Below are 23,878 nucleotides of genomic sequence, written 5' to 3'. Positions count from 1 at the left end.
TCGGCGCTGTTCAGAACCGGCTCAGCCGCCGGATGGTCAACTCTCCTCATCGCTGGTCACCCCGACCGGCAGAACATTTGAGGAGATCGCCATGCGCAAGCTCATCGTTCCCGCCATCGTCCTGGCCGCCGCCTCGGTCGCCGCGCCGTCCTTCGCCCAATCTTATCACCGCCCGCCCCCGCCGCATCACGGCGCCCAGCACGCCGGCTACGGATCGTGGCAGTCGATCAACGCCCGCCAGGCCAACCTGGACCGCCGCATCGACCAAGGCGTCCGCAACGGTCAGCTCAGCCGCCGTGAAGCCACCCGTTTGCGGGGCGAGTTCAGCAGCATCCTGCGCCTGGAGGCCAACTATCGCCGTGGCGGCCTGACCGCCTGGGAGCGCACCGATCTGGACCGCCGCTTCGACCGCCTGTCGGCCCAGGTCAGGAGCGAGCGCAACGACCGCGACAACCGTCGCGGCTAACCTCCTGGTTCAATCCTGACGCTGAAGAGCGCGGTCGAAAGGCCGCGCTCTTTTCGTTTGGCCGACCGCGTCATTTGGCCTGGGCGTGTCACGCCGCTGTTGAGGAAGCGTGCTTCTCCGTCGTTGTCGAAGAGACGCCGACAGCACGCGCGCGTCCAACGGAGATCGATCATGAGCGCTCTTGTCATCGCCCTGCTTCTGGGTGCGTCGTCCTGCGATCCGACCGCCGCCGATGTGGGCGCAGCGGGCGGCGACGCCTGTGCGCGGGCGTGGATGGATCGGTCGTTGCGGATGAACGACATCGCCGTGGTCGGCACCCACAACAGCTACAAGCTGGCCATTCCCGAGGCGGAACTGGCGGCGATGACGGCGGTCAATCCCGGCGCGGCGGGGCTGGATTACGCCCATCGGCCCCTGGTCGAACAGCTGGACGCCGGCGCGCGCCAGCTGGAGATCGACGTGCTGAACGACCCCCGGGGCGGGCGTTATGCGCGTCCGGCCTCGGCCCTGGGTCGAGCAGGCCAGGGCGCACCGACAAGCGCGGGCTTCCAGGACGCCATGGCGCGGCCGGGGATGAAGGTGTTGCATATGCCCGACGTGGATTTCCGCAGTTCCTGCCTGACCTTCGTCGCCTGTCTGACCCAGATCCGCGACTGGTCGGCCGCCCATCCCGATCACGCGCCGATCCTGATCATGCTGAACGCCAAGACGGGCGCGGCCTCGATGCCGGGCGGCGCAGCGCCGATGGACTTCGACGCGCCGGCCTGGGACGCGCTGGACGCCGAGATCCGCTCGGTCTTCGACGCCGGTCGCCTGATCACCCCGGACCAGGTGCGCGGCGACCACGCCACTCTTCGCGAGGGCGTGCTGGCCGGCGGCTGGCCGACGGTCGGCGAGGCGCGCGGCAAGGTCTTCTTTGCTTTGGACGAAGGCTCGGAGAAGGTCGCGGCCTATGCGGCGGGACGGCCGTCGCTTCAGGACCGGGCGATGTTCGTCAACACCGATGAGGCCAGCCCCGCCGCCGCCTATCTGACGCTGAACGATCCGGTGGCCCAGCAGGATCGCATCCGGGCGGCCGTGCGCCAGGGCTTCATCGTGCGCACCCGCGCCGACGCCGACACGGTCGAGGCGAGGACCGCAGATGTGGGCCGCCGCACCGCCGCCTTCGCCAGCGGGGCGCAATATGTCTCGACCGACTACTATTGGGCCGATCCGCGCTTTGCGACCTATGAGGTGCGTCTGCCGGGCGCCCAGGCGGCGGCGTGCAATCCGGTGCGGACGGCGGCGCGGTGCGACGGGCTGGCGGTCGAGATGGTTTCGGGCGCGCCCGTGCGCGGCTATCTGGCGCCGGCGGATCGACCGGACCTGACCACCGTGCTGGCCCCGCCCCCCGAGCCGGGCTCGCCCCGCGACATCGCCAACGCCGGGGTGTTCCGCGAGACCCGCGCGCTTCAAGGCACGGCCCGCTGGGACGTGGCGACCGGCGACGTCACGGGCGACAAATACGACCATTTCGCCCAGGCGCTGGGCGTGCGCCTGACGCCGGAGCAGGCGCCGGTGCTGACGGCCCTGCTGGACCGGTCGGGCAACGATCGGTCGGTGATCGGCGTGGCCAAGGAACACTGGGGCACCAAGCGTCCCTACATCGGCACGGACCTGCCGATCTGCGAGGCCAAGAGCGATCACTTGGCGGGCAATCCCGACTATCCGTCGGGCCATTCGGCGCACGGCATGCACATCGCCATGATCCTGGCCGAACTGGCGCCCCAGCGCGCCGACGCCCTCTATGCGCGCGGTCGCGAGTTCGCCGAGAGCCGCTTCGTTTGCGGTTCGCACAGCTACAGCGCCGCCGAGGCCGGCATCCTGTCGGGCGCGGTCATCTATGGCGCCGAACAGCGCTCGGAGACCTTCCGTCGCGACATGGAGGCAGCGCGCGCCGAGGTGCAGGCGGCGCTCGCCCAAGCCCGTCCAGAGCCGGTTCCGGGGTCGAACGCGACAGCGCCGTGAACATTGGATGAAATCGGCTGTCACACGCTGAGGGGCGGGGTGACGCCGTCGTTGAGGGCGGTAGATCGGCCGGCGTGACGCCATGGCCGGTCGATGTGTTTCGCGGGTGAAACGCGTCAAGCTCTCTGGGGGTAGTCCAAATGAAGAACCGAATTCTCGGCACGACGGCGCTGGTCGTCGCGGCCGTCTCGCCATTCGCCGCGTTTGCGCAAACGGCCGATCAAGTCTCGACCCAGGCCCCGGCTCAGGCAGATGTGTCTCAGGTCGACGAGATCATCGTCACCGGCAGCTATCGCCGCAGCCTGGAAGAGGCCGTCGACATCAAGCGCAAGACGGTCGGCTTCTCCGACTCGATCGTGGCGACCGACGTGGCCAACTTCCCCGAGCAGAACCTGGCGGAGGCGCTGCAGCGCATCCCCGGCGTGACCATCGAACGCAACAGGGGCCTGGGCCAGCGCGTGTCGGTGCGCGGCCTGCCCAGCGAGTTCACCTTTGTCTCCATCAACGGCCTGGCGACCGCCTCGGGCAGCGGCGGCCGCGATGTCGAGTTCGACATCTTCGCCTCGGAAATCATCCAGCAGGTCACGGTCCAGAAGTCCCCTCGGGCAGCGGACGAGGAAGGCGGCATCGCCGGTTCGGTCAATATCTCGACCGCGCGTCCGTTCGACTACGAGGGGCGTCGCGTCGTGGCCGCGGCCGAGGGCGCCTACAACTCCATCTCGGAAAAGACCGATCCGAAACTGTCCTTCCTGGCCAGCGACACCTGGGGCGACTGGGGCGCGCTGGTGTCCTTCTCGACCGCACGCCGGACCAACCGCACGGACTCGGAATCGGGCATCAACTTCCGTCCCCTGACGCGTTTCCTCAGCGCCAGCGGCACGCGAGGAACCCAGGCGCAGGCCGTCCTGGCGCGCGACGCCGGCGTCATCGTCCAGAACCGCGCCAACGCCGCCGAGACCGACCGGATCATCTTCCAGGACAAGGTCGGCGATCGCGCCTATCTGAACACCCAGGACCAGTGGGGCGGCTCTCTTTCGCTGCAGTATCGGCCGTCGGCTGAGTTCAGCCTGGCGTTCGACGCCCTGATCGGCCGCTACGAGACCACCGAAGACCAGTATGATGCGGCCGCCTATTCGGCCTCCAGCCGCTCCACGCTGGAGACGATCCACGAGTACGACAAGACCACCCTGGCCGACTACGGCATGGTGGTGCTGCGCGACGTTTCATACACCGCCACCCAGCACGAGATGCTCAGCAAGGAGCAGATCAACGAGACGGACTATCGCCAGTTCGGGACCGAGCTGAACTGGAGCGGCGACAGCTGGAAGCTGCACGCCCTGGCCGGCTATTCCGGCGCCGAGAAGACGCTGGACTACTCAAACCTGAAGCACGTCGCCTATGCGCCGTCGCGGACGCGCTGGACCGCCGACGGCGGCGAGACGATCCAGAGCGCCAACTCCGCCTCGATCGACATGTACAACTCGCCTCAGAGCTATCTGTTCGAGGCCTATGAGACGTCGCTTGAACAGATCACCGACGACAAATACGCCGCTCAGATCGACTTCACCAAATACCTGGGCCTGGACGTCTTCCCGGCCCTGACCAGCGTCCAGTTCGGCGCGCGCTATACCGACAAGTCCAAGGAGCGGCAGTACGGCGCCCTGAACATCCAGGGGACCGGACCGGGCCGCGTCGACTATCTGAACCGTCCGATGTCGCAAAGCGAACTGACGCCGATCGGCGAACTGGTTCCCGGCGGCGCCTTCAGCATTCGAGATCTGAACTGGAGCCAGGTGTCGAACGACTATGCCCGTCGCACCTTCCGCTACGACGGCTTCTCCACGCCGTTCACGCCCGGCGACTACTACGAGGTGTCGGAAAAGGTCCTGTCGCTCTACGCCATGGCGGACCTGAACTTTGACATCGGCCCGGTACCGGTCTCGGTCAACGGCGGGGCGCGCTATGTCGACACCGCGATCACCTCGTCGGGCTATCACCAGATCCAGAACCCGAACGGCACGACCGGCTTCACCCCCGCCCCGATTTCCAGCGACGGCGGCTATGACAAGGTCCTGCCCAGCCTGAACGTCACGGCCGAACTGACCGACAGCCTGGTGTTGCGCGCAGCGGCGTCGGAGACCCTGATCCGCCCGGCCCTAACCGACCTGGCCTACAAGCGCACGGCCAGCTTCAACTCGTTCCGCTTCACCGACGGCAACCCCAACCTGAAGCCGACCTACGCCAAACAGTGGGAAGTCGGGCTGGAGCAATATCTGGGCGACGGCGGCCTGCTGGCAGTCTCGTACTTCTGGAAGGAGATCGAGGGCGTGGTGCGTCAGGCCCTGACGGGCGCCGTGCCGAACGTGACCAAATACAACGCCAACGGCACGATCGACGGCGTCTATACCTTCGACGTCTATCAGCCGATCAACGAGGCGGGCTCCTATGAGGTCAGCGGGGTCGAGTTGGTCGCCGTGGTGCCGTTCGGACAGTTCTACGCGCCGCTGGAAGGGTTCGGGATCAACGCCAACTACACCGTTCTGGACAGCTCGCTGACCGGCACGTCGAAGCTGGGCATTCCCACCCCGCCGGTCGGCCTGGCCGACAACACCTACAACGTCACCCTCTTCTACGAGAACGCCAGGTTCCAGGCGCGGGCGTCCTACAACTTCAAGGACAAATACGTCGAAGCCATCGGCTACGAAATGTATCCGATCTGGCGCGAGGGTTACGGCCAGGTCGATCTGTCGGCCAGCTATCGCGTGACCGACGCCATCCAGATCAACCTGGAAGGCATCAACGTCACCGACGAGGCGACGAAGGGCTACACGATGGATCCGTCCTTCCCCACGATGTACGAAATGTCGGGACGCCGGATCAATCTGGGCCTGCGGATGGAGTTCTGATCCGTTCGTGGACCTGAACCCCTGCCCTGACTGTCAGGCGAGCGCGTGATCCCCGCGCGTTCGCCTCGCCGTGACGCCTCCTCCTTCTCAGGAGGGGGCGTCTTTGCGCGTGCGCCGGACACCGACATCGAGGCCGAGGTGAACCGTCTGCGGGCCGATCTGGTCGCCTATCTGCTGCGCAAGACCCGCGGCGGCGGCGACGCCGAGGACGTGGTTCAGGAGGCCTTCGTGCGCTTCCACCGCGCCGGCCACGACCTGAACAGCGCCGACGCCCGCCCCCTGCTGTTCGTCATCGCCCGCAACATCCAGCTCGACCGCTGGAAGGCCCACGGACGCGAGAGCGCGCGACGCAGCGCCCATGACATCCACGACCTGGACAAGGGCCCGCGCGCGATCGCCAGCGAGACGCCCGACGCCGAGACGGGCCTGATCCGCCGACAGGATTTGGCCGCCGCCGCCGCCGTGATCCGGGCCCTGCCGCCCAAGACCCGCGACGCCTTCCTGCTGCATCGGTTCGAGGCTTTGACCTATCGCCAAATCGCCGGACGACTGGGCGTGTCGGTCAGCATGGTCGAAAAACATATCGCCGAAGCCCTCCGTCAACTGAAGAAATCGCGGGGCGACTGAGGTGTCTCGCCGCTGGATCGTTGTGCTTTTTGAGGCAGGCCGCAAAGGCGACCTGCGCCGCGCGTGTAAAAGGAAATCGCCACGCTGATGCTGGAGCGCCTGAACATCCTGATCGCCGCTCGTCCAAGGACGGCCGAGGCGTGGCTGGCCCGCATGGCGCGGCCGGGCTCGGGCGCGCGCGAACAGGCGGGCCTGATGGCATGGCTGGAGGCCGACCCCGACCATCTGCGTCAGTATGAACAGGCCAAGGCCGACCACGCCGCGCTGGAGCCCCTGCGCAGCGCCTTCGCCGGCGATCTGGCGGCCCTGCGTCGCCCCGAGCGCAAGTCGGTGACGCGCCGCCCCCTGCTGGCGTCGGGTCTCGCCGTGGCGGCCGTCGCCGCCGCCGTCGTCCTGGTCCCGATGTTGAAGGGCGCCGAACAGGGTCGGCTTTACGAGGCGGCGCCCGGCCGGATCACCGACATCGCCCTGGACGACGGATCGCGCGTGACGCTGGACGCCGGGTCCGCCATTCGCGTGAACCTGGGCGACGACGCGCGCCGTGCGACGCTGGAGCGGGGCGCAGCCTATTTCGAGGTGGCCCACAACGCCGCCCGTCCCTTCCAGGTGGCGGTCGGGGATCGTCGGGTGATCGTGACCGGCACGCGCTTCGTCACAGCCCTGACCGGCGACGGCGCGCAGATTTCGTTGTTGCAGGGTCGCGTCGCGGTCGGGACGCGCGACGCGACGGCCAAAGGTGCGCTGGACGGCGCCCTGACGCTGTCGCCAGGCGAACGCGCGGACTTCCAGCCGGGCAAGCCGGGCATCCGCAAGACCGCCGCCGACGTCGAGATGGCGACGGCCTGGCGCAAGCGTCGCCTGGTGTTCCAGGATGCGCCCCTGTCGGCCGTGGTCGTCGCCGTCGCCCGTTACTCGGACCATCCCCTGGTCCTGGCCGATCCTGCGCTTGGCCGGACGCGCGTGACGGTGATCCTGCCGCTTGAGGGCGAGGATGCGCTGGAGGACCGGATGGCGGCCCTGCTGCCGATCCGCATCGTGCAGGACGAAGACGGCCGACGGCTGATCCGCGCGGAGTGAGGCGGCCGTATCGCAGACCTGTCATGGGACTGCGCTAAGGGCTTCACGGACCATCTCCCCGAGGCTCGCTGTTTGAAACCGCTCGCTGCATCGCTGCCCGCCGGCGTGCAACGCAAGCCATGGCGCGTCGTCTGCGGATTTGCGACCGTCGCCGTGATCTCGGCGCTCGCCCAGCCGGCCTTTGCACACCAGGCTTGGGCCCAATCCGGGTCGCGCGTTCAGGCCTTCGACATCGCCGGCCAGGACGCCTCCTCCACCCTGTTGCGCCTGTGCCTGGAGGCGGGGTGCGAACTGGCCTTCGTCCAACGTCCCGGCCGGGACGTGCGCACGCGCGCCGTCAACGGACGGATGAGCTGGCGCGCCGCCCTGGTGCGGATGCTGGAGGGGACCGACCTGCGTTATCGCTTCATCGGGTCGCGGGGCGTGCGCATCTGGGCCGTCGCCCCGACAGTACGCCCGGCCGCGCCGCCCCCGCCCGAAACGACCGAACTGGAAGCGGTCGAGGTCGTCGGCCGCCTGTCGGACCGGATCGACGAAGCCTTACGGCGAAAGCGCGACGCCGACGTCATCTCCGACGGCCTGTCGTCCGAACGGATCGGCGACCTGCCGTCCGCCAATCTGGCCGAGGCCCTGCAGCGCGTGCCGGGCGTAGCCATCGAACGCGAGGTCGGCGAGGGTCAGTTCGTCAGCGTGCGGGGTCTGGGGCCGCTGTTCCAGTCCGTGACCCTGAACGGCGCGCCCGTGGCCTTCAACGAGAACATCCGCAACTCGACCCAGAGCGGGCGGCAGTTCCGGTTTCGCGCCCTGTCCGTCGATCTGCTGGCGGGCGCGCGCCTGACCAAGTCCGCGACGGCGGACCTGACCGAGGGCGGCATCGGCTCCAACATCGACATCGAGACGGCCGGCGGGCTGGACGGCGATCGGTTCCTGACGCTGCGGCTGGGCGGCGAGACCACGACGCGCGATGGACGCATCAGCCCTGATCTGTCCGTGGGAGGACGATGGGTGTCGCCCGGCGGTTCCGCCGGTCTGGTCGCCGGTCTTTCGCAGGAGCAGAGATCGGTCCGCTACGACCGGTTTCAGGTCATGCGCTATGGAGAGATCGTCTTGGACGGCCGCACCCTGGCGGTTCCCAACGATCTGCGCACCACGGTCGAAAGCGAGGATCGACGCCGCCGCAGCGGCTTCGTCGGCGCGGACTGGCAGGTTTCGCCCGACCTCCGCCTCGACCTCGACGCCCTGGTCTCGACCTTCGACAACGCCATACGTGAGGACCGGCTGGTCTTCGGCCTGGGCGAGCGGCTGGCGGCGCCGGAGGCGATTCAGCGGGTTCAGGACGGGGTCGTCACGGCGGGCCGGATCGCCGCCGGCCGGATCGACAACAACACCGAGTTCTCGGACCAGTCGCACCTGAACGTCGCTGCCTCGCTGGGCGCCGAACTGCGGCGCGGGCACTGGCGGCTGACCCCACGCCTCAGCGTCTCCAGCGCCCGTTCCGTGCTCGACACGCCGCTGGAGCGACTGTCGGCCCAGTCGCCGGAAGGCGTCGCCTACGCCTTCGATCTGGAGGGCGCCGCCGACGCCCGTCGAACGGACCGACTGACGACCGACTTCGACCTGCGCGATCCCTCCCGGCTCGTCTTGGCCCAGTTGAACATCAGGGCGGTCCAGTCTCGCGACGAGGACGTGACCGCCGTCCTGAACGCCCGCCGCACCCTGGATCAAACCTGGGGCGGCCTTCGGCTTTCGGCCGTTCAGATGGGGGGCCAGTTCAGCGCGCGCAGCCGCGACTATCAGCGCCGCGACCGACGCGCGGCCCTGCGCCAAGGCCAGGGCGACATCGCCGGCATCTATGACGGCGCCACGCCGGGAGACGTCTTTTCCGACCTGATCGCGGCGCGTCCCGGCCCCTGGATCACGCCGGCGTTCGACCGGCTGCGCGCCGCCTTCGTCCTGCCCGGCGAACGCGACGACGTGGTGTTTCGGCCGGGCGACCTGACGCCGACCGGCTCGGACCTGCAGAACTCCTACGGCGTCGAGGAGCGGGTCGCGGCGGCCTATGTGCGGGCGGACTTCGACGGGCGCGGGGGCGGCCTGTCCTATTTCGGCAACGCGGGTCTCCGGTTGGTCGGGACACGCACCCATGTCGAGGGCGCGCGCATGGCCGGGGTCGGCGGCGTGGCGCAGGCCACGCCCCTGACCCACGATGGCGAGGATGCGATCCTGTTGCCCAGCCTGAACCTCGCCTTCGACATCGCGGACGACGCCGTCGTGCGCCTGGCGGCGTCGCGCACCATAACCCGCCCATCCCTGGCCGACCTGCGCGCCTCGACGGTGCCCGCCAGCGTCCTGGTCTCGGCCATCTATCAATACGGGCAGGCGGCCGTCGACAGCCCCGAACCGGGCGTCATCTTCAGCGGGATCGGCGGCAACCCCGAACTGACGCCCTATGTCTCGACCAATCTGGATCTCTCATACGAGGTCACCGGCCGCCGGACCAGTTTCAGCCTGGCCCTGTTCCACAAGACGATCCGCGACTTCATCCAGGCGACCTGGGCCGTCGAGACCCTGACGTTCGAGACCCGAACCGGCGCGGCGGTCCAGGCGCCGGTCCTGATGTCGCGCCCGCGCAATGTCGGCCGGGCCCGGATCGACGGACTGGAAGCGGGCTTGCACCACCGATTGGGCGGCGGACTAGGCGTCTGGGCCAGCGCCACCTGGACCAACAGCCGCCTGGCGGGCGGCGAGCGCCTGACCGGCGTCTCCGACCTCGCCTGGTCGATCAATCCCTACCTGGAACGCGGCCCCTTCGCGCTCAACCTGTCCTGGTCGTGGCGATCCGCCTTCCGCTCCGAGGCCGACCTGCAGGGCGGCGGCGTATCGGCCTTCATCGTCGGCCCCGCCGGCTATCTGGACGCGCAGGCCACCTACCGGATCGACGCCCGCACCCGACTGTCCATCGCCGCCACCAACCTGACCGACACCCGTGACCTGGCCTACGAACGCACGCCCGCCCGCCTGCTCCAGATCGGCTCCGCCGGCCGACAACTTTCGGTGGGATTGGAGGTGAGTTGGTAGTTGTCGCGACCATTCAAAGGCATTTTCGCAACAGCTTGAATTGCATCGATATGCTTGATGGTCACCACTGGTGATGAACACTTAAAAATGGCCGGTTAAATCCGCACCCCACTTAACAGCTACCTTCCCCCTGACGCCAGCTGAGTGAAGTATTGCGTCAGTGCCAGAATACGTTCCTCATCAGATAGCTTCATCAGATCCAAGTTTGCCACTAGGGCGTCGACTTCGGGATCGCGAGGAAGACCCGAAATATCATTACTAATTTCCATCTGCTCTCGACGCCAAGCTCGCGCCCGGGGATCGCCAGAGGACATCCAATGCTTCACCGCTGGCTGCTTGCCCATAGCCCCCACCTCCCCCTCGCCAATGCAATCTGATGGATAGCGCCGCCATCCCCCACTACCGCTCGCCTACGCCAAAATGGGACGTCAGCAATGACAGGACTGACGCCGAACTTTCTCAACGCGCCCAAAACAGATGCAGTCGTGCAGCCTGCGAGAGTTGCAATCTCACGGGTGCCTATGAACTCCTGACCGAGGGACTCGACATCCGAGCGACGTAAGGGCCCACCTTCTCTGGCATCATCACCGAAATATCCTTGGCGAGCCAGCCAAGTGATCTCAGGGCAGGATACGTTCAGATAGCACTCGGCCTCCCCCCGTAACATCTCAGGGTACCAGTCTACAGATCGGTTTCCGGCTGCGACAAACATCGGCTCCGTTTCATTCAGAATCGCCAAACGAAAATCGTCCGCAAGCTCCCTATGTATGTAGAGCCCGCTCATACTGAAATGGTCCTCGCGCGAAAGGAGTTCTCCTTTTAGCTTTCCCTGTTTTGCGGCAACTAGAAGCGATCCCCAGGGCTTATGATTGTCTCCTAGGCATGTGAAAAGCCTCTCGATTCGCACCCATTGCCGGTCGGGTTTGCCAACGACCACCTGTGACATGATCGCTTGAATGGTCGCGATGGCAACATCTCGATCTAGGTCCACCTTCGTCGGCTCTAACGCCTCCTCCGGCGGGAGAATTTCTAGAAGCCCCTCATCCGCGAGCTGCAACATCTCTATTGTTGTTACGTGGTGGGAACGCATCCACACGCGAGCGGAGACTCTTTTACCAAGAAACTCGTTCGCTTGCTGGAAATTCTCTTGGGTGAACCAGACATGCCGCCGGGATACACCGCGCTTCTTGGAAACTTTTATCTTATCTCGGTCAACGATGAGCTTAAGCGTTGACCGTTCCACCTTGAGCTTTTGCGCGAGCTGTCGGGCGGTCATAGCGCCAGCTTTCTCGCGCTCAGCCTTAAGGCGCTGCACTCCACGCGATGCGTCGTCGTACGGGGCGACGATATTATCTAGAAACACAGACAGAGGGCCCTCAACCAGCCGCTTTGAAAGTGCAAGTTGCCGAAAGAAAGGAGGGACTTTTTGGTTCTTCTGCGTCGGCGACATGTCTGCCAGGAATTCATCTAGCGTCATAACGGCCTCTACGCCCATAGACAGCTCTGACACTCCTGCCGCGCCCTGCCCTATTCGCAAATCCGCAGCAGCATTCTGCTTAGCTAGAGCGCGCCCTACTAAGACTGCGAGCTGAAACAGGTCGCCCTTGGTCAGACCGGCAAGCGTTGAGCTTCCTGGAACATCATCTTTGTCGATTGGTAGATCCTGCGCTCGCAACCAGGAAATAGCTCGCCGTAATGGCGGCCTAAGCTCTAAGGCAACGGCTGGAAAATCTTCGACTGAGAGCGCCCTATCGCAGCTGAGACAACATTTTCTCGTCACCACCATCCAGTCAAAAGGCGTCGAGCACGAGGGACACCTGTCGAGCAAATGCGACCACGTCTCTTGGCAGAAGTTGATCGGCGAGAGCATCCAAAGAGCCCTGTGGTGGCTGAAATCATTCAGCAGCGTTCGCCCGACGCTTGGCCGCTGGTGCCTTAGCCATTGTGGTGGGACCCCTTGGTTATAGGTCCCCAGGAACAAGGTTCGAGCGGTCTCGAAATCTAGTCGCGCAACCTCGGAAAATCGGCGCAGGCGCATATCCGAAAGCGCCGAGAAATCTCGGCCGTTGTCTGCCCGAAGGTCGGCCGCCAAGATCAAGTCACGCGGCTTATCTATGAGATTCCAGTCCGCCAACCGCCAAAGATAGCCGGGGAAGCTCTCACCATTCTCTGGCGCTAGCGTCATAGCGACGGTTCGCGAGCGCCCCCTCGGAATGCTCTTCATCGAAGGCCGACGCGAAAGGGATTGAATTCGACGAAGGCCTGCGGGATGGCCCAACGATCAACCGCCTCGGCGAGATCGTACGGCTCAAGGCGGGTAGCACCGCGACGGATGGCGATTTCCAACGCCGCTTGCGCAAGTCGCGACACACGCCCAACCATGCCTCCTGAGACCTGCTGAAGCGCAGCCAAAACCCATGGGGTGTTCAGCCGCCCGACCTCAGGCATTAGCCCCAATCTACAAATCTCCGCATCGAGCTCTTCGACGTATCCGCCGAGCAGCGTCATGTCGCCCTTATTGGCCGCAAATAGAGGCTTGAAGTCACACGGCGGAAGGAGTCTTCCGTTGAGCTGTAGGTTCCGCTCGAACATCGGCTGGGCGTCCTCGGTCCCGAGGAACACGATGGGCACGACGCCCATATCCAGCAGAGCCTTTAGTGCGTCCGTTACATCGTTACTTGCGGTGCTACGGAAGTTGAGATGCTGAACCTCATCGATGATTAGCAGCTCGCTCTCAAACCGTTCAAAACACGCCATCGCTCGCTTCCTAAGGCCGTGCTCGGTTCCCCGGTCGCTAAAGCCGTCCTGGAACTGATCGAGTATCGATTGGAACAGCTTCTTCACGGTCGTCGCGCTCGCGAGCGAGACCTTTACGATCGGCTTGGCGCTTCCCCCGGGGGATCGAGTGGTCAACGCCATGCGAATGTAGGCGTCCGCTGCGGTCGTTTTGCCTGAGCCCGAGGGGGCCAGCACACGCATTCCCTTTTGAGGGAGCCCCTTCGTCTCTCGGCCGAGTTGCTGGAGGTAGTCACATCGACCATGGAACTCGATATGAGGCGGATAGCGGATGAAGATGGTTTCGAACTTGCCGATCATCTTGGCGACGACGGCATTGGCCTCGCGACTATATCGCTCCTCCACACCACCCGTTACGGGCGACCGAACATCAGCCTCTAAGGGAGCAGAGGTCATTCGAAGTCCTTCCAGCCCTTGGACACGCCGGCGGGCACCACGAAAGCTGCGTTTTCATGCTCGCCGCGTTTTTGGCTTTGTGAGGCGGCGAGTCTTTCGGCTGCTGCTGCGGCTTGGATTTCCGAGCGGGCCGAGAGGACGCCGCCCCCTTATCGGTCCGCTCAAATGCCAGCGGCACGGACTCTATCGTTGGCGCCAAGCCGTCGTGCCGGGCAGGCGCATGGTGAAGTTCAATCACACCTTGGAGCTTATCTTGAATCACAGGCTTGGTAATCAGTCGCGCGATCGAGCGGCGCTGCCTTTGCTTGAGCTCCGGCGCCATGGTTTCGATTTTGCGCGTTAGATCGGCCTTCGCCTGAAGGCGCTCCATCTCAGAGCTGAACGCCAGGCCCCGCAGCTTGGTCCAATCTCTAAGGCGCTCATGGTGCCAGAGGGAGATGCCGCAAGCGTACCGTTCGTCCGTACACGGCAGCGTGACGTACCGATTTCGGCGACTGTTCCAGACATGGATCTCCGCAAGATTCGCGGGATTGAACTTCACCTTCACCTTGGCCGTCGCCGAGCCCGTCCTTCGTTGCGCTTTGACGGGTTCTCCAGCGATTAGGTCATGCAACAGCGCCCCGACCTTCGCTTGATCGTGGAACTGCAGCCCCAGCATTCGGACTCCGGAGCGACTGAGTTCACACCCCTTGCGAACCGCGCCGAGCATCTTGTCGAGCTCCGTCACGTCGCCGATGACCGCGACGCCGTGCGCCCGCGCGTCGCGCTGCCAGACTAGCCCCGGCGGCTGTTCGAGACCGCGATGAAGGTCGAGATGATACAGCCCGACCGCTTCCCAGATGAGCTCGTCGAGCTCCTCAATCGTAAGCACGGCTTCTTTGTAGGGATCATAGCCCAGCTCTCTCAGCAGCTCAGGCTTAAGGGTCGCCCCAGGGAGCTTCCGGTTTAGGCGGGTGTTCAGCGTACCGAAGAAGCGCTCGACGACGGCCTTGTAGGTGGGAGACGCAACCGGCGCCCATCGGACCGACGTCCCCAAATCCGCCATAGCGTCTTCAAAGGAGACGCCCGAAAACTCCCATCCATTGTCGACGACGATCTCATCGAAACGACCGTGTATGCCGACAAACTGTTCGTAGCGAGAGTGCCCCAGGAGCCTGACTTTGGGCTGGTTTGCCCGCTTGACGCACTCCATTGCCGAATAGATCGAGGGCGGCTCATACCCTAGGACAAAGCCCACCACGCAGCGGCTCTTTACGTCTAGAAGCGCGGTGAGCCATGGGCGGCCAAGCGGAAGCATCTCATCAGCGTCTATAACGGCCACGCCATCCAGCAGCGTGTGGTCCATGCACCCCAACCGAAGAATACGAGCCGCTTCCAAGCCTCGCCCCGTGGGCTTGAACCGAGCGGCCGCCTTCTTCTCTCCGAACTTGGCGGCGTAGGTGTCGTAACATTCCAACGTCTTCAGCCGCCGGCGAAAGAGCTCCTTGGCTGGCAGCTTCAACTCAGCCCCCGCAGAAGTATATCGGCGGGCCCGCTCATTGAGGTATTCTATGAGACAGGCCATCATCGCGTAGGCGTCAGACTGGGACCAACCCCGACGCGCCCAATAACGAAGCGCAAAGCGATCCATGAGGCGATGGATCTCCGGCCTCAGACGTCGCCGACGCGGCACCCTTCCGGTCATCGATACCATGTGCTTCAGGCGACGGTCGCCAGGCTCACCCCGCTCAGACATCCACCGTGCAACAGAGCTTGGCGACGGCTTTCGACCGAATCGCGCAGCGTCGTCCGGACTGTTCAGCCAAAGCTCGCGAAGCGCCTTAGTTATTCCAGCCCTGGTCGTGGGCGACACGCAGGCGGCGTCGAACCCACGGAGGACAAACAGGCGCAGCCTCGCGCGCTTGTCCATCTGGTCGATGGTTTCTGGATCTAAGTCCTGACGTTCGGCGACCTGCCTGGCTCTTGGCCCCTTAGCTTCCCTCGGGCGAACGAGGTAGCCTTCAGCGAACATCTTCAGCACCCACGTCCAATCCGGGACGCGGGGCCCATCCCCGTCATCAATGTGGAACGGCGTAAGGGTGCGCTCGATCTGGAAGTGCAGGAGGCCGCCTGCAATCTCCCGCTCGAATCTTATGCCTAAGCCATGGAACTCCCAAAGTTCGCCAGAACGCATCTTAATGGACGCGGTCATGAGCGCATACCCGATGCGCCTTCAGCATCGAATTCCTCGACCACGCTCGCCGGCCCGAGCTTTGCCGAAAGATCGATCGCGACGATCCTCCCGACCATCATCGCACTGATGATGGATCGACCAATCGCCAGGACGCCTAGCCGACCCGCTAGGTCGTCCAGCTCCGCGCATCCGCCGCGCCGCGCCAGATGGTTTTGGACGGCGTAGACATGACCCTCATCGAAGCGCGTCATTCTCTGCTGCTGAACGAGCTCGACATTGCGGTGGCGAACCTGGGGCTTCATGATCTGCTGGCGCGTAAGCGTGACGAAAGACCAACCAACCAGCTCGCAGAGCTGCCGCACACGCCCCAGCTTTGCCCCGTAGTCCGGATCACGCAGCGAACGGGGATCGCCCTTAACTTCGACCACCTCAATGATCCCGGCCGCCGTAAGCCTCACGCAGTCGGCGATGTAGATCCGTTTGCGGCCGTCCAGGACCATTTCAAATCGAAACGGCTGGGCTCGGTAGTCCACGATCCAAGGATCGACCTCGCAATGCATGAAATGAGCGTGTTCATTCATGCTTTCGAACACTTGCGCTCGGCCCGCCTTTCGGCTGGCGTAACTCCCCGTGACGATGCGCCGGCGCCCGGTCACGATCGAGCGAATGGGTCGGCCGTCTTCGGTCATCACCAATCGACCAGCAGCCAGTAGAGCAGTTCCGTTCGGTCCTGGCTTCGGCTTCACAAGCGCGCCGTGAATAGCGGCATCTAGGCTGGGCATTAGCCCGCGCTGTTGGTGGGCGGATGTCGGCGTTGCCGACACCGCAACTGAATTATTCATGGTTTCAAATCTCTCGGTAGGTTTGCCGTTGAGACGGAAAACCGACGCGCGCTCGCGGCCGCCCAAGCTGCTTGAACGGTTGACATGCGTGCTGCGTGGGGAGAGAGTTGCGGGGTCATACCAGACACCGAGTGATCTCTCGGACTAAGCCCTGGGCGCGCCAACGCCTGGGGCTTTGCCTTTTCCGGTCGTGGAGGAAGAGGGGTTTAGGTCACGATCAAATCGCCCTCCTTTTGCAACCGGTATCGTGCCGGCCAGAGTCTGTCCGGCGTCGTCCCTACAGCCTCGGCAAGCGCCATCTCGATCCTGCGCGAGCGGCGGAAACCTTTGCTCACGATGGTCACGGTGCTGGGCGCCACATCCAAGCTTCTGGCGATATCCTAAAGGGTTAGATTGCGCGCCGCTAGCCGCGCCTTCAGCCGGTGATGTTGCCGTTCAAACGTGCGCACAGATCTCCTCCCGGAAGTTCTGCAGCAAGTCTAAATCCAACAATTCACAACTGTCCACCAAACAAAGCGAATTTTAACACAGGTCGATTACATAGATTATCAGTTTTAACTGATAATCTACTCTCCATTTGATTGTTTAACCTGGAAAAACCGACCTTCGGGAATCTCGCCAATTTCTATTGTGTGGCGCATCGCAGATGTGCCTCTGCCCACACGTCAAAATCGCGATAAACTTGCGCTGACAATGAACGGCTGGATCTGCGTGCCCCACGATCGAGAAGCACTGCCAAACGCTCCGAAACCCGAGTCGCGCACCGCACTTATGAGGGAGCGGAGCGGGAAGCAGTTTGCGTTCGGGCGTTTCAAAACATCGACCGGGCCAATCCAGATTTCTCTGCGTGGCGGGAGAGAGTGCTCCAGCCACGCAGCTCCCGCGACGAAGATTCGCAAAGACCGCATCGAAGTGGAGGCCCGACGAGGCAATCAAAAGATCGGATATGCAATACTCTATCGGCACGGATTTGAGGTCAGCGAACGCCTAATCGATCCTGAACGTTGGAGCATGTACCAGGTCAACGTGGATCAGGCCTTCCGAAGAATTGGCACGGCTTCGTCGATCTACGGGATGGTGAAATCGTGCGGATTTGAGGTCCTACCCTCCTCCGCAATGTTGGGTGCGGGCTCAGCGCTCTGGGAGAAACTACAACCCGGCTTCTCGCCGACTTCACCCCCCGAAAAACTACCAGCGTGTACAGATCAGTCACTCATTGAGCGCTGCTCTGAGGAGTTTGAACCATGGTTTGGGCTTGAGAGTCGCCTAGCGGCCAGCACGACTTTGGAAGAGATCGCAGAGCTCAGCCCACAAGCTGCGAGATTCGTCTCGGCGTGCGACGCCATACCGAATTGGCCCTCGCGAGAGATTGAAGCGGTTCGCCTGCTGCGAGACACAACCTCCATCTCTCACCGTGACAAGTCCCTGCAGTCCATCCTTGGAAGTGCCGGATTTTCCAAACGCACAATCTGGTCGCACATCATTCAGTCGCGGCTCGGCCGGCCTAGCACGGTGTCCGCGCTCTTGACGGCCCGCTCAGATGCGGTGCGCGAGCTCAACGAGCTGGATAATCAAGCGCTGTCGGAGTTTCACGATTTCAAACAGGAGTATCAGCGCTGGGCGTCGCTACAATCTACCTGTAGCGCTCCCGGAATAAGCCACATTATGCGCTCGCGCGCGCATAGGGAATGGACCCGTTGAATGGTCAGCGTCAGCGTCGGCGACGAGAAAGGATTTTACTCATGGCGGGTTGGGAACGTCTACTGTTGCGGGTGCAAGTCTTTTCTTAATCGCATCTGATAGCTCAAACGACAGCGTTCACACTCGACACAAAGAAGCGGGAACCCGATCAAATCAATCAGGCGAACGCCTGTCCCTGTGAAAAACCTCTTTGCACGGCCAGGCGGGCGTGGCCGTGCCAGCCATGGCCGCACGTGCTTTGTTGAGAGCAAGATCCTGTCCTGCAAGACCTTGCTTTAGAGTGATCTCCGAGAGGGCATTGTCCTGCTGGTGCCCACCATTCACGGTCCATCGATCAGCGTGGCTCGAAACGATCCTCGACCGCATAAACGAAGGTGCGGCCCGTCGCGACCACATCGCCAGACAGGTACCGAGAGGGCAGACGGCACACGATCTCTAAATTCGGCGCGGCGAGCGCGGCCAGCCCAAGTCCCAAGGCGTGGGGTTTCGAGCCGATTGCCAAACCGGTCACGGCCATGTCGGGCTGGTCCTCACAGAACGACCGGCACAGGCGAGCCACGCCGAGTACATCCTCAAGCGCCGCATCGACTGACGTGGTGATGGGAAGTGTTTCCAGTTCCCGCAGCAGCCGGCGTTCCGCCTCTATCGCTACCGGATCGATCCGCGACGCCTCGTCCTTCACAGAGACCAGGGCGATTTGAAGAGGCTCATAACGTTCGATGAAGGGAACGGATGCGCTGATCTCGGCTCCCAAGGAAACGATTAGACCGCGCGCGTCCGGAATGAAGTTGTCGGCCTCCAGATAGGGCACCTGCACCGAGGCCCAGTCCCCGTCGCTGCGGCTCCAAGTCATGGGGCCGTGAACTTCCTCGGTCACCGGGGCGCGATATCGGCCCTCGGAATAGACGAAGTCGATCGCCCGAACGAACTCGTTCCGTAATGCCATGCCCAGCACGAAGAGCATGTATTTCTTCGGCAGGCAGGTCATATCAAGCAGTACGTCGAGCGGGCCGCCCTTGGCTTGGCTGCGGCTCCGGAAATAATCCTCGATCAGCTCGAAGTTCCGCTCGTACTTGAGAGACCCATCCAGCTCTATCTTGGCGAGCGGACCGTTTCGAACCGACGTGAGCCGATCAAAGCAAGCTGCTTTGGCCTCGGCCTTGTCAGCATCGCCGGATGCAAATGACCAGACCTCCCAGACGCCCTGAACGTCCCCGACTTGCTCGAAGGCGGCGCTGGCCCGTGTCTCCCAGCTGCAGACAGCGATACACAGATCATAGGCATCGCGAAGCGGGGTCGAGGCCAGCTCGCCTTGGCGGACTGTCAAGGGACCGAACGAAGCGCGGGCGTCAGTCATCCTCGACTCCATCGAACGGAAGCGACAGCTGGAACTCCTGGACTGGCGCAACCTCGGCCAGCTCGGTCGCCCACTGACGCGGAGCGATCCGGGAGCCGGGCATGCACAGTGCCGCCAAGTCGATCGCGTCGATGCCGATCGCCTCGTATGCACCGCGATAGGAGAACATAAAATGCGGTGCCAGGCGTCTGTGTAGCCGGAAAGCAATGGTGCGAGCGGCGCTCGAGGCGTGGGCTGGCAGATCGAGGTCCTCCTCGTCCCGCTGACGGACAGGCACTTGACGGAGATAGCCAGCCAACTCCGCTTGTCTGATGGTTTCGCGCAGATACTCTAGTGCCTTGCTTGCCACCCCGTCCTGTCGCCCCCCGCGCATCACGAACACACCGCGTTCGGACCGGCCGAGCACACTGGCGTCATTGGGATTGCTCTGGAGGATCGAGGTATAGATGCCCAGACCCTCCACCAGCCGTGTCACAGCGTTGGGCTCAATGTCGATCCGGTTGGCGATCCCCTCGAAATAGGCCTCGCTGGCCCGGTAGATCCCATCCGTCTGGTTCGCTGCGGAGATCCGCGATCCAGACGAGATGAATCGGGCGAGCTGGCGCGGATCGGCCGGATCGCCGCCGCCACGCACCTGGGCCGCATAAATTTCGCCCATTATCTCCAAGAAGTCACGGATCGATCCGTCGGCGAGGGTGACGATGATGCTGCGGCCGGCGAGCGGAAGCTTGCGGAAGCCTAAAGTGGCGCTGAGATGGAGCAAGGCTCCCACCTGTTTGCGGCGAATCCAGGCTTGGGTGCGCTTGAACCGCAGATCTTGGACGTGAATTTCCAGCTGCTCCAGCGCGTCGGGTCCGAGCCGGGCGATGAAGTTGTCGTGCCGTCCCCGCCAGTGCAGGAGTATCCAGGCCTGGTACCAGGGCAACCATTCCGGCACACCCGGCGGTGCCGGCTCAATCAGCTTGGGGGCGAAGCGCTCCATGCCGTCGCGGACCAACCGAGCGGCGACCCGCAAGATTTCAGCCTCCGGGCTCGTTGAACGATTGACGATCACGCGGATGGTCTCGTTGACATCCTGTTGGCCGAGACGAATGTCCATGGGGAAGACGCGCTGGATGTCCCGTCCCTTTTCGCCTCGTGCGTCTGCCGGCAAAGCGTAGAGCAGGCGCAGCCCCACGACCGCTTGGCAGAGCTGGCGGAAATCTTTTGGCTCCCTGTCGTCAAGGGACACGACCCGTCTATCGGCGTCCGTTAGCTGCTGCTGTGGGATATAGGTGCTCCGACTCTCCAGGAAGGAGCCAACTGAGCTGACCACCCAAGAGATCGGGAACCGCGCCTTGCGAACCAAGGAGTTGACGGAACGCTGCTGCGCGGGGCTAAGCACCTCGCAATCGTCAAGACAGAATTTGAACCCCGGCGGCTTTTCACCGAACCGGACAGTGCGAAGACGGGCGCACTTCGAGAGCCGGCTCGTGACGAAGCTCAGGAGTTCGTTTGGTTCGCGGGCCGGCAGCGCTTCAATAAAGAGCTTCAGCGCGCCCCGGCCGCTGGCCTCGTTCATTCTCCGCACCACCTCGCGGAATAGCCGCGCCGTCGCCACGAAGGTTTTCGGCGGCACTTCGGCGAATGCCGCCAGTTTTGGGAATTCCTCGAAGAGCTCAGCGACTAAAGCCAGCTCCTGTCCGGCGGCGAGGGCGACATGGCCAGAGAGCCGCAACTCGTGACAGGCCGTCAGCGCACGCTCAAGGCAGGACAGCTCCACCGCGAGCGAGAAGAAGCGGTAGAACTCCAGCTCGGGCTCTGGTGCCTCCGGAAACAGCGCCGCCCAGTCAACTAGCCCCATGGAGGAGGAGATGTGGTCGGGGAAGCGAAGATAGACGCCAATGTGCTGGAAGTCGCCGATGACGTGCTGCAACTGAAGCGATTCGTTGTGCGCTAAATCATCCCAGCAGATGCTTTTGAGCAGGGTCGTCTTGCCGCTGCCTCGGCTGCCGCGCACGAAGGTCGACTTCTCCTGAGCCAAGTTTTCTGCGGTCGGCGTGAACCAAATAAGTGGGCGGCCCTCGCTATGATGCTCCCAGCGCGTGGGACGGAACGGGTTGATCTGGCTGGCCATCAGACGACTGCCTTCACAATCCACGCGTCGGTCGCCAGATCGCGGTTTTCGACCTGGAAACGGCCGTCGGCGGCCAAGAGTTCGACCATTTCGGCAAGGATATCATCGTCAGGGGTAGTCGACAGGGTCTCGGCGAAGGTTTTTAGCTCGCCCCAATAGACCTCGCCAGCTTCCAGCACATGAGCGTAGACCTTGGCCATATTGCGGTCTGTGGACCGCCGACGCTCGCCCATCAAGGGGATGGACTGGCTGGCACCGCGCCGGATCGAGCCTGCCTCGTAGCGGAAGGGAATGACCTCGCACGTCAGGGGGAGGCCGCTTCTCATGAAGGTGACCTCCACAATGTTGAACCCGGCAGAAGCTTCCGGGGAGGAGATGACGACCAGAGGGGGGCCGCGGCCGATATGCACGATCTCGACCGGATCCTCATGTATATGGCCATGCAGGTACAGGCAGGGGCGGCCGCTGTTCACCAAGGCGCCGCGCAACGACCCGGAGTTGACCAGCTCCGTATAAGGGGCAAGGCGCGGCGTTCGCTGCGGCAGCAGATTGTGGTGGGCGACAAGGATCGAGAGAGAGGTCGGCGGACAGTCGCTCACTGCCGAGGCCACCGTCGTGATGGTTGCCGCATCAAATGCGGGCGTGTCCAACTGCCTGTCGTAATAGACCGATGCCGCCCGGGGATCGGCGACGATGACGCCGTCGATCGCCGTCTTGATAGCGTCACGGAACTCGAGCGGAATATTCTCCGGCTCCCCACACCCCCAGCAGCTGTTAAGCAGATGGACAGTGGCCGATGCACCAGTCTCGCCGATGGCGAAGGACAGAGGAACGGCCGTGGGGAAATGAGTCGCACCCGCCGCCGCCATGGCCGCCTCGAGTGGCTTGAACTTGGCGTCCAGACCGGCCGTCGTCGCAAGGGTCCGATCGACATCGTGGTTTCCCGGAACGAAGCCAACCGGTAGACTGGCGAACCGTGCGCCCGGGCCCAGTTCGAGAGCGGTCATCAGCCAGTCCGCGCAGGTCTTGAAGCCTGCCAGATCCCCCTGATCCGTCAGGTCCCCCATGAAGATCAAGGCGTCGACCCGGCCCGCCGACAGCTCGGAATGGATACGCTGGATGACTGCCTTAATGGGAAGAGACGACAGACTGCCCTTCAGATTAGCCGGAAACTTCACGTCCTTATCGTCGATCGCCCGATTGGCCTTCGAGGCCGTGGGATAGTGGACATCCCCGACCTGCAGAATGCGCAAACGTGGAAGCATGGTCTCGCCGCCGATTGAAACGGAGGCGACTGGCCACCCGAAGTTGAAACTTCACTCTACCAACCCGCCTCGCAGGTTAGAAGGGTATAACCGCGATCCCGCACCAGGGAAGCCGCTTCCGGCTGAATCACAAAACTTAGCCGCGCGCCGACCAGCTCAGAAGAAAACGCTAGCCGGCGGTAAGTTCGCGGGCGGCAAGCAGTTACTGCTTCTGGCAGGGAGGAGAACCACTCCGACGCTACATCGGTTTGTTCATCGCGCAGCTAGTAGGGCGTTGAGTCGAGCGGGCGCTGAGGTCCCGCCGAACTGCGAGTCGTCGGCCGAAAGGTTGACCACGACCAGCGCGTCCCGACGCATGTCTAACTCCGATCCAGAAACGAGAGCGTTCCAGAGCGCGTCTGCGGAGGTGTTTGCCAGGAGAATATAGAACGATGTCGTCTCATCGAAGGGAGGACCAATAGACAAGCGTCGAACTGCATCGTCAACCGACTGCCAACGTCTGGCGTGGTCCGCGCCATGCGCGAGGCGGAAGCTGACTGCGAAGATCGCCATCTGCCTTATCCCGGCGTGCTATTGGGATCCTTCGATCGCGGGTAAGTTCGCTCTTCCTGGATAGTGTTATCAACCTTGCGAATTCGCACCGAACCGCCTGCCGGCCCGACTGCGGCGCGGAGCCCTTTCAAGGCGTCTCCCTTGTTCTCGAACACACGCTTCGCGCGATCAGAACCTTCCCTTTCCAAGCGCCACTTTTCAGTCTCGGCATCCTTGTGCAGAGTGTATTTGTCGATAGCCACCGCGAAACCCTCCTGTTGCTCGGCTTACCTGCCAACCACAGGTAAGGTTTAACAGCTTGGCTTCAAGGCCTCCGACGAACGAAGTTAGGTGAAAAGGCCGTATGATGCGTACCGACCGCGATGCGTGCCTGCAAGGTCATTTGGCACGCCTAGTTCTCGCAAGGAGGCCGGCTCCCGCTGTTATCGTGACCTGACAGCCCGTCCGCCGAAACGGACGGGCCCCCACCTCGAGCACCCCATAGTGAATATTGAGGGGCGGCCAGGAGTTGCAGAGTGG

The 23,878-nt window shown here is 63.5% G+C and carries 15 protein-coding genes; 6 read left to right on the top strand and 9 right to left on the bottom strand.

Features of this window, described 5'->3' with window-relative positions; genetic code table 11:
• Nucleotides 1–91 precede the first annotated feature (91 nt).
• From EGY25_RS09215 to EGY25_RS09190, 6 genes are all read left to right on the top strand, one after another.
• Nucleotides 92–466 (top strand): hypothetical protein, encoded by a 375-nt coding sequence (locus tag EGY25_RS09215; protein WP_135194691.1) that lies wholly within the window; start codon nucleotides 92–94, stop codon nucleotides 464–466.
• A 171-nt stretch (nucleotides 467–637) separates the two neighbouring features.
• Nucleotides 638–2,473, top strand: a complete 1,836-nt coding sequence (locus tag EGY25_RS09210; protein ID WP_135194690.1) for a Ca2+-dependent phosphoinositide-specific phospholipase C — start codon at nucleotides 638–640, stop codon at nucleotides 2,471–2,473.
• Between the two features lie 140 nt (nucleotides 2,474–2,613).
• On the top strand, nucleotides 2,614–5,379 hold the full coding sequence (locus EGY25_RS09205; protein WP_135194689.1) for a TonB-dependent receptor: 2,766 nt from the start codon (nucleotides 2,614–2,616) through the stop codon (nucleotides 5,377–5,379).
• A 45-nt stretch (nucleotides 5,380–5,424) separates the two neighbouring features.
• Nucleotides 5,425–6,006 (top strand): RNA polymerase sigma factor, encoded by a 582-nt coding sequence (locus EGY25_RS09200; RefSeq protein ID WP_245159414.1) that lies wholly within the window; start codon nucleotides 5,425–5,427, stop codon nucleotides 6,004–6,006.
• An 87-nt stretch (nucleotides 6,007–6,093) separates the two neighbouring features.
• Nucleotides 6,094–7,083, top strand: coding sequence for a FecR family protein (locus tag EGY25_RS09195; protein ID WP_135194688.1), 990 nt, complete (start codon nucleotides 6,094–6,096; stop codon nucleotides 7,081–7,083).
• A 72-nt stretch (nucleotides 7,084–7,155) separates the two neighbouring features.
• Complete coding sequence (locus tag EGY25_RS09190) at nucleotides 7,156–10,161, top strand: TonB-dependent receptor (protein ID WP_245159413.1); 3,006 nt, start codon at nucleotides 7,156–7,158, stop codon at nucleotides 10,159–10,161.
• A 322-nt stretch (nucleotides 10,162–10,483) separates the two neighbouring features.
• Here EGY25_RS09190 and EGY25_RS09185 read toward each other — a convergent pair whose 3' ends face one another.
• The 9 genes from EGY25_RS09185 to EGY25_RS09145 form a co-directional block, all read right to left on the bottom strand.
• On the bottom strand, nucleotides 10,484–11,656 hold the full coding sequence (locus EGY25_RS09185) for a hypothetical protein (RefSeq protein WP_135194687.1): 1,173 nt from the start codon (nucleotides 11,654–11,656) through the stop codon (nucleotides 10,484–10,486).
• 725 nt (nucleotides 11,657–12,381) lie between these two features.
• A complete protein-coding gene (locus EGY25_RS09180) occupies nucleotides 12,382–13,353 on the bottom strand; it encodes a TniB family NTP-binding protein (RefSeq protein ID WP_245159411.1) in 972 nt (323 codons plus the stop codon).
• Complete coding sequence (locus EGY25_RS09175; protein WP_135194686.1) at nucleotides 13,328–15,544, bottom strand: DDE-type integrase/transposase/recombinase; 2,217 nt, start codon at nucleotides 15,542–15,544, stop codon at nucleotides 13,328–13,330. The genes EGY25_RS09180 and EGY25_RS09175 overlap by 26 nt, the downstream gene beginning before the upstream one ends.
• A complete protein-coding gene (locus tag EGY25_RS09170) occupies nucleotides 15,541–16,215 on the bottom strand; it encodes a hypothetical protein (RefSeq protein WP_135194685.1) in 675 nt (224 codons plus the stop codon). Before EGY25_RS09170 ends, EGY25_RS09175 begins: the two co-directional genes overlap by 4 nt.
• Before the next feature lie 359 nt (nucleotides 16,216–16,574).
• Nucleotides 16,575–16,745 carry a helix-turn-helix domain-containing protein gene (locus tag EGY25_RS16950; RefSeq protein WP_135195585.1) on the bottom strand — a complete coding sequence of 57 codons (171 nt, stop codon included), beginning with the start codon at nucleotides 16,743–16,745 and terminating at the stop codon, nucleotides 16,575–16,577.
• A 1,658-nt stretch (nucleotides 16,746–18,403) separates the two neighbouring features.
• Nucleotides 18,404–19,426 (bottom strand): hypothetical protein, encoded by a 1,023-nt coding sequence (locus EGY25_RS09160; protein WP_135194684.1) that lies wholly within the window; start codon nucleotides 19,424–19,426, stop codon nucleotides 18,404–18,406.
• Nucleotides 19,419–21,542, bottom strand: coding sequence for a hypothetical protein (locus EGY25_RS09155; RefSeq protein ID WP_135194683.1), 2,124 nt, complete (start codon nucleotides 21,540–21,542; stop codon nucleotides 19,419–19,421). The genes EGY25_RS09160 and EGY25_RS09155 overlap by 8 nt, the downstream gene beginning before the upstream one ends.
• The gene (locus tag EGY25_RS09150) at nucleotides 21,542–22,807 is read right to left on the bottom strand and encodes a metallophosphoesterase family protein (RefSeq protein WP_135194682.1); all 1,266 of its coding nucleotides are present in this window, start codon (nucleotides 22,805–22,807) and stop codon (nucleotides 21,542–21,544) included. The genes EGY25_RS09155 and EGY25_RS09150 overlap by 1 nt, the downstream gene beginning before the upstream one ends.
• Nucleotides 22,808–23,364: 557 nt before the next feature.
• Nucleotides 23,365–23,601, bottom strand: coding sequence for a DUF2188 domain-containing protein (locus tag EGY25_RS09145; RefSeq protein WP_135194681.1), 237 nt, complete (start codon nucleotides 23,599–23,601; stop codon nucleotides 23,365–23,367).
• Nucleotides 23,602–23,878: the final 277 nt, after the last annotated feature.

It is taken from the genome of Brevundimonas intermedia, assembly GCF_004614235.1.
GTDB lineage: Bacteria > Pseudomonadota > Alphaproteobacteria > Caulobacterales > Caulobacteraceae > Brevundimonas > Brevundimonas intermedia_A.
The sequence above is the reverse complement of the archived record's forward strand: the minus strand, read 5'-3'. Positions and strand labels throughout refer to the sequence as shown.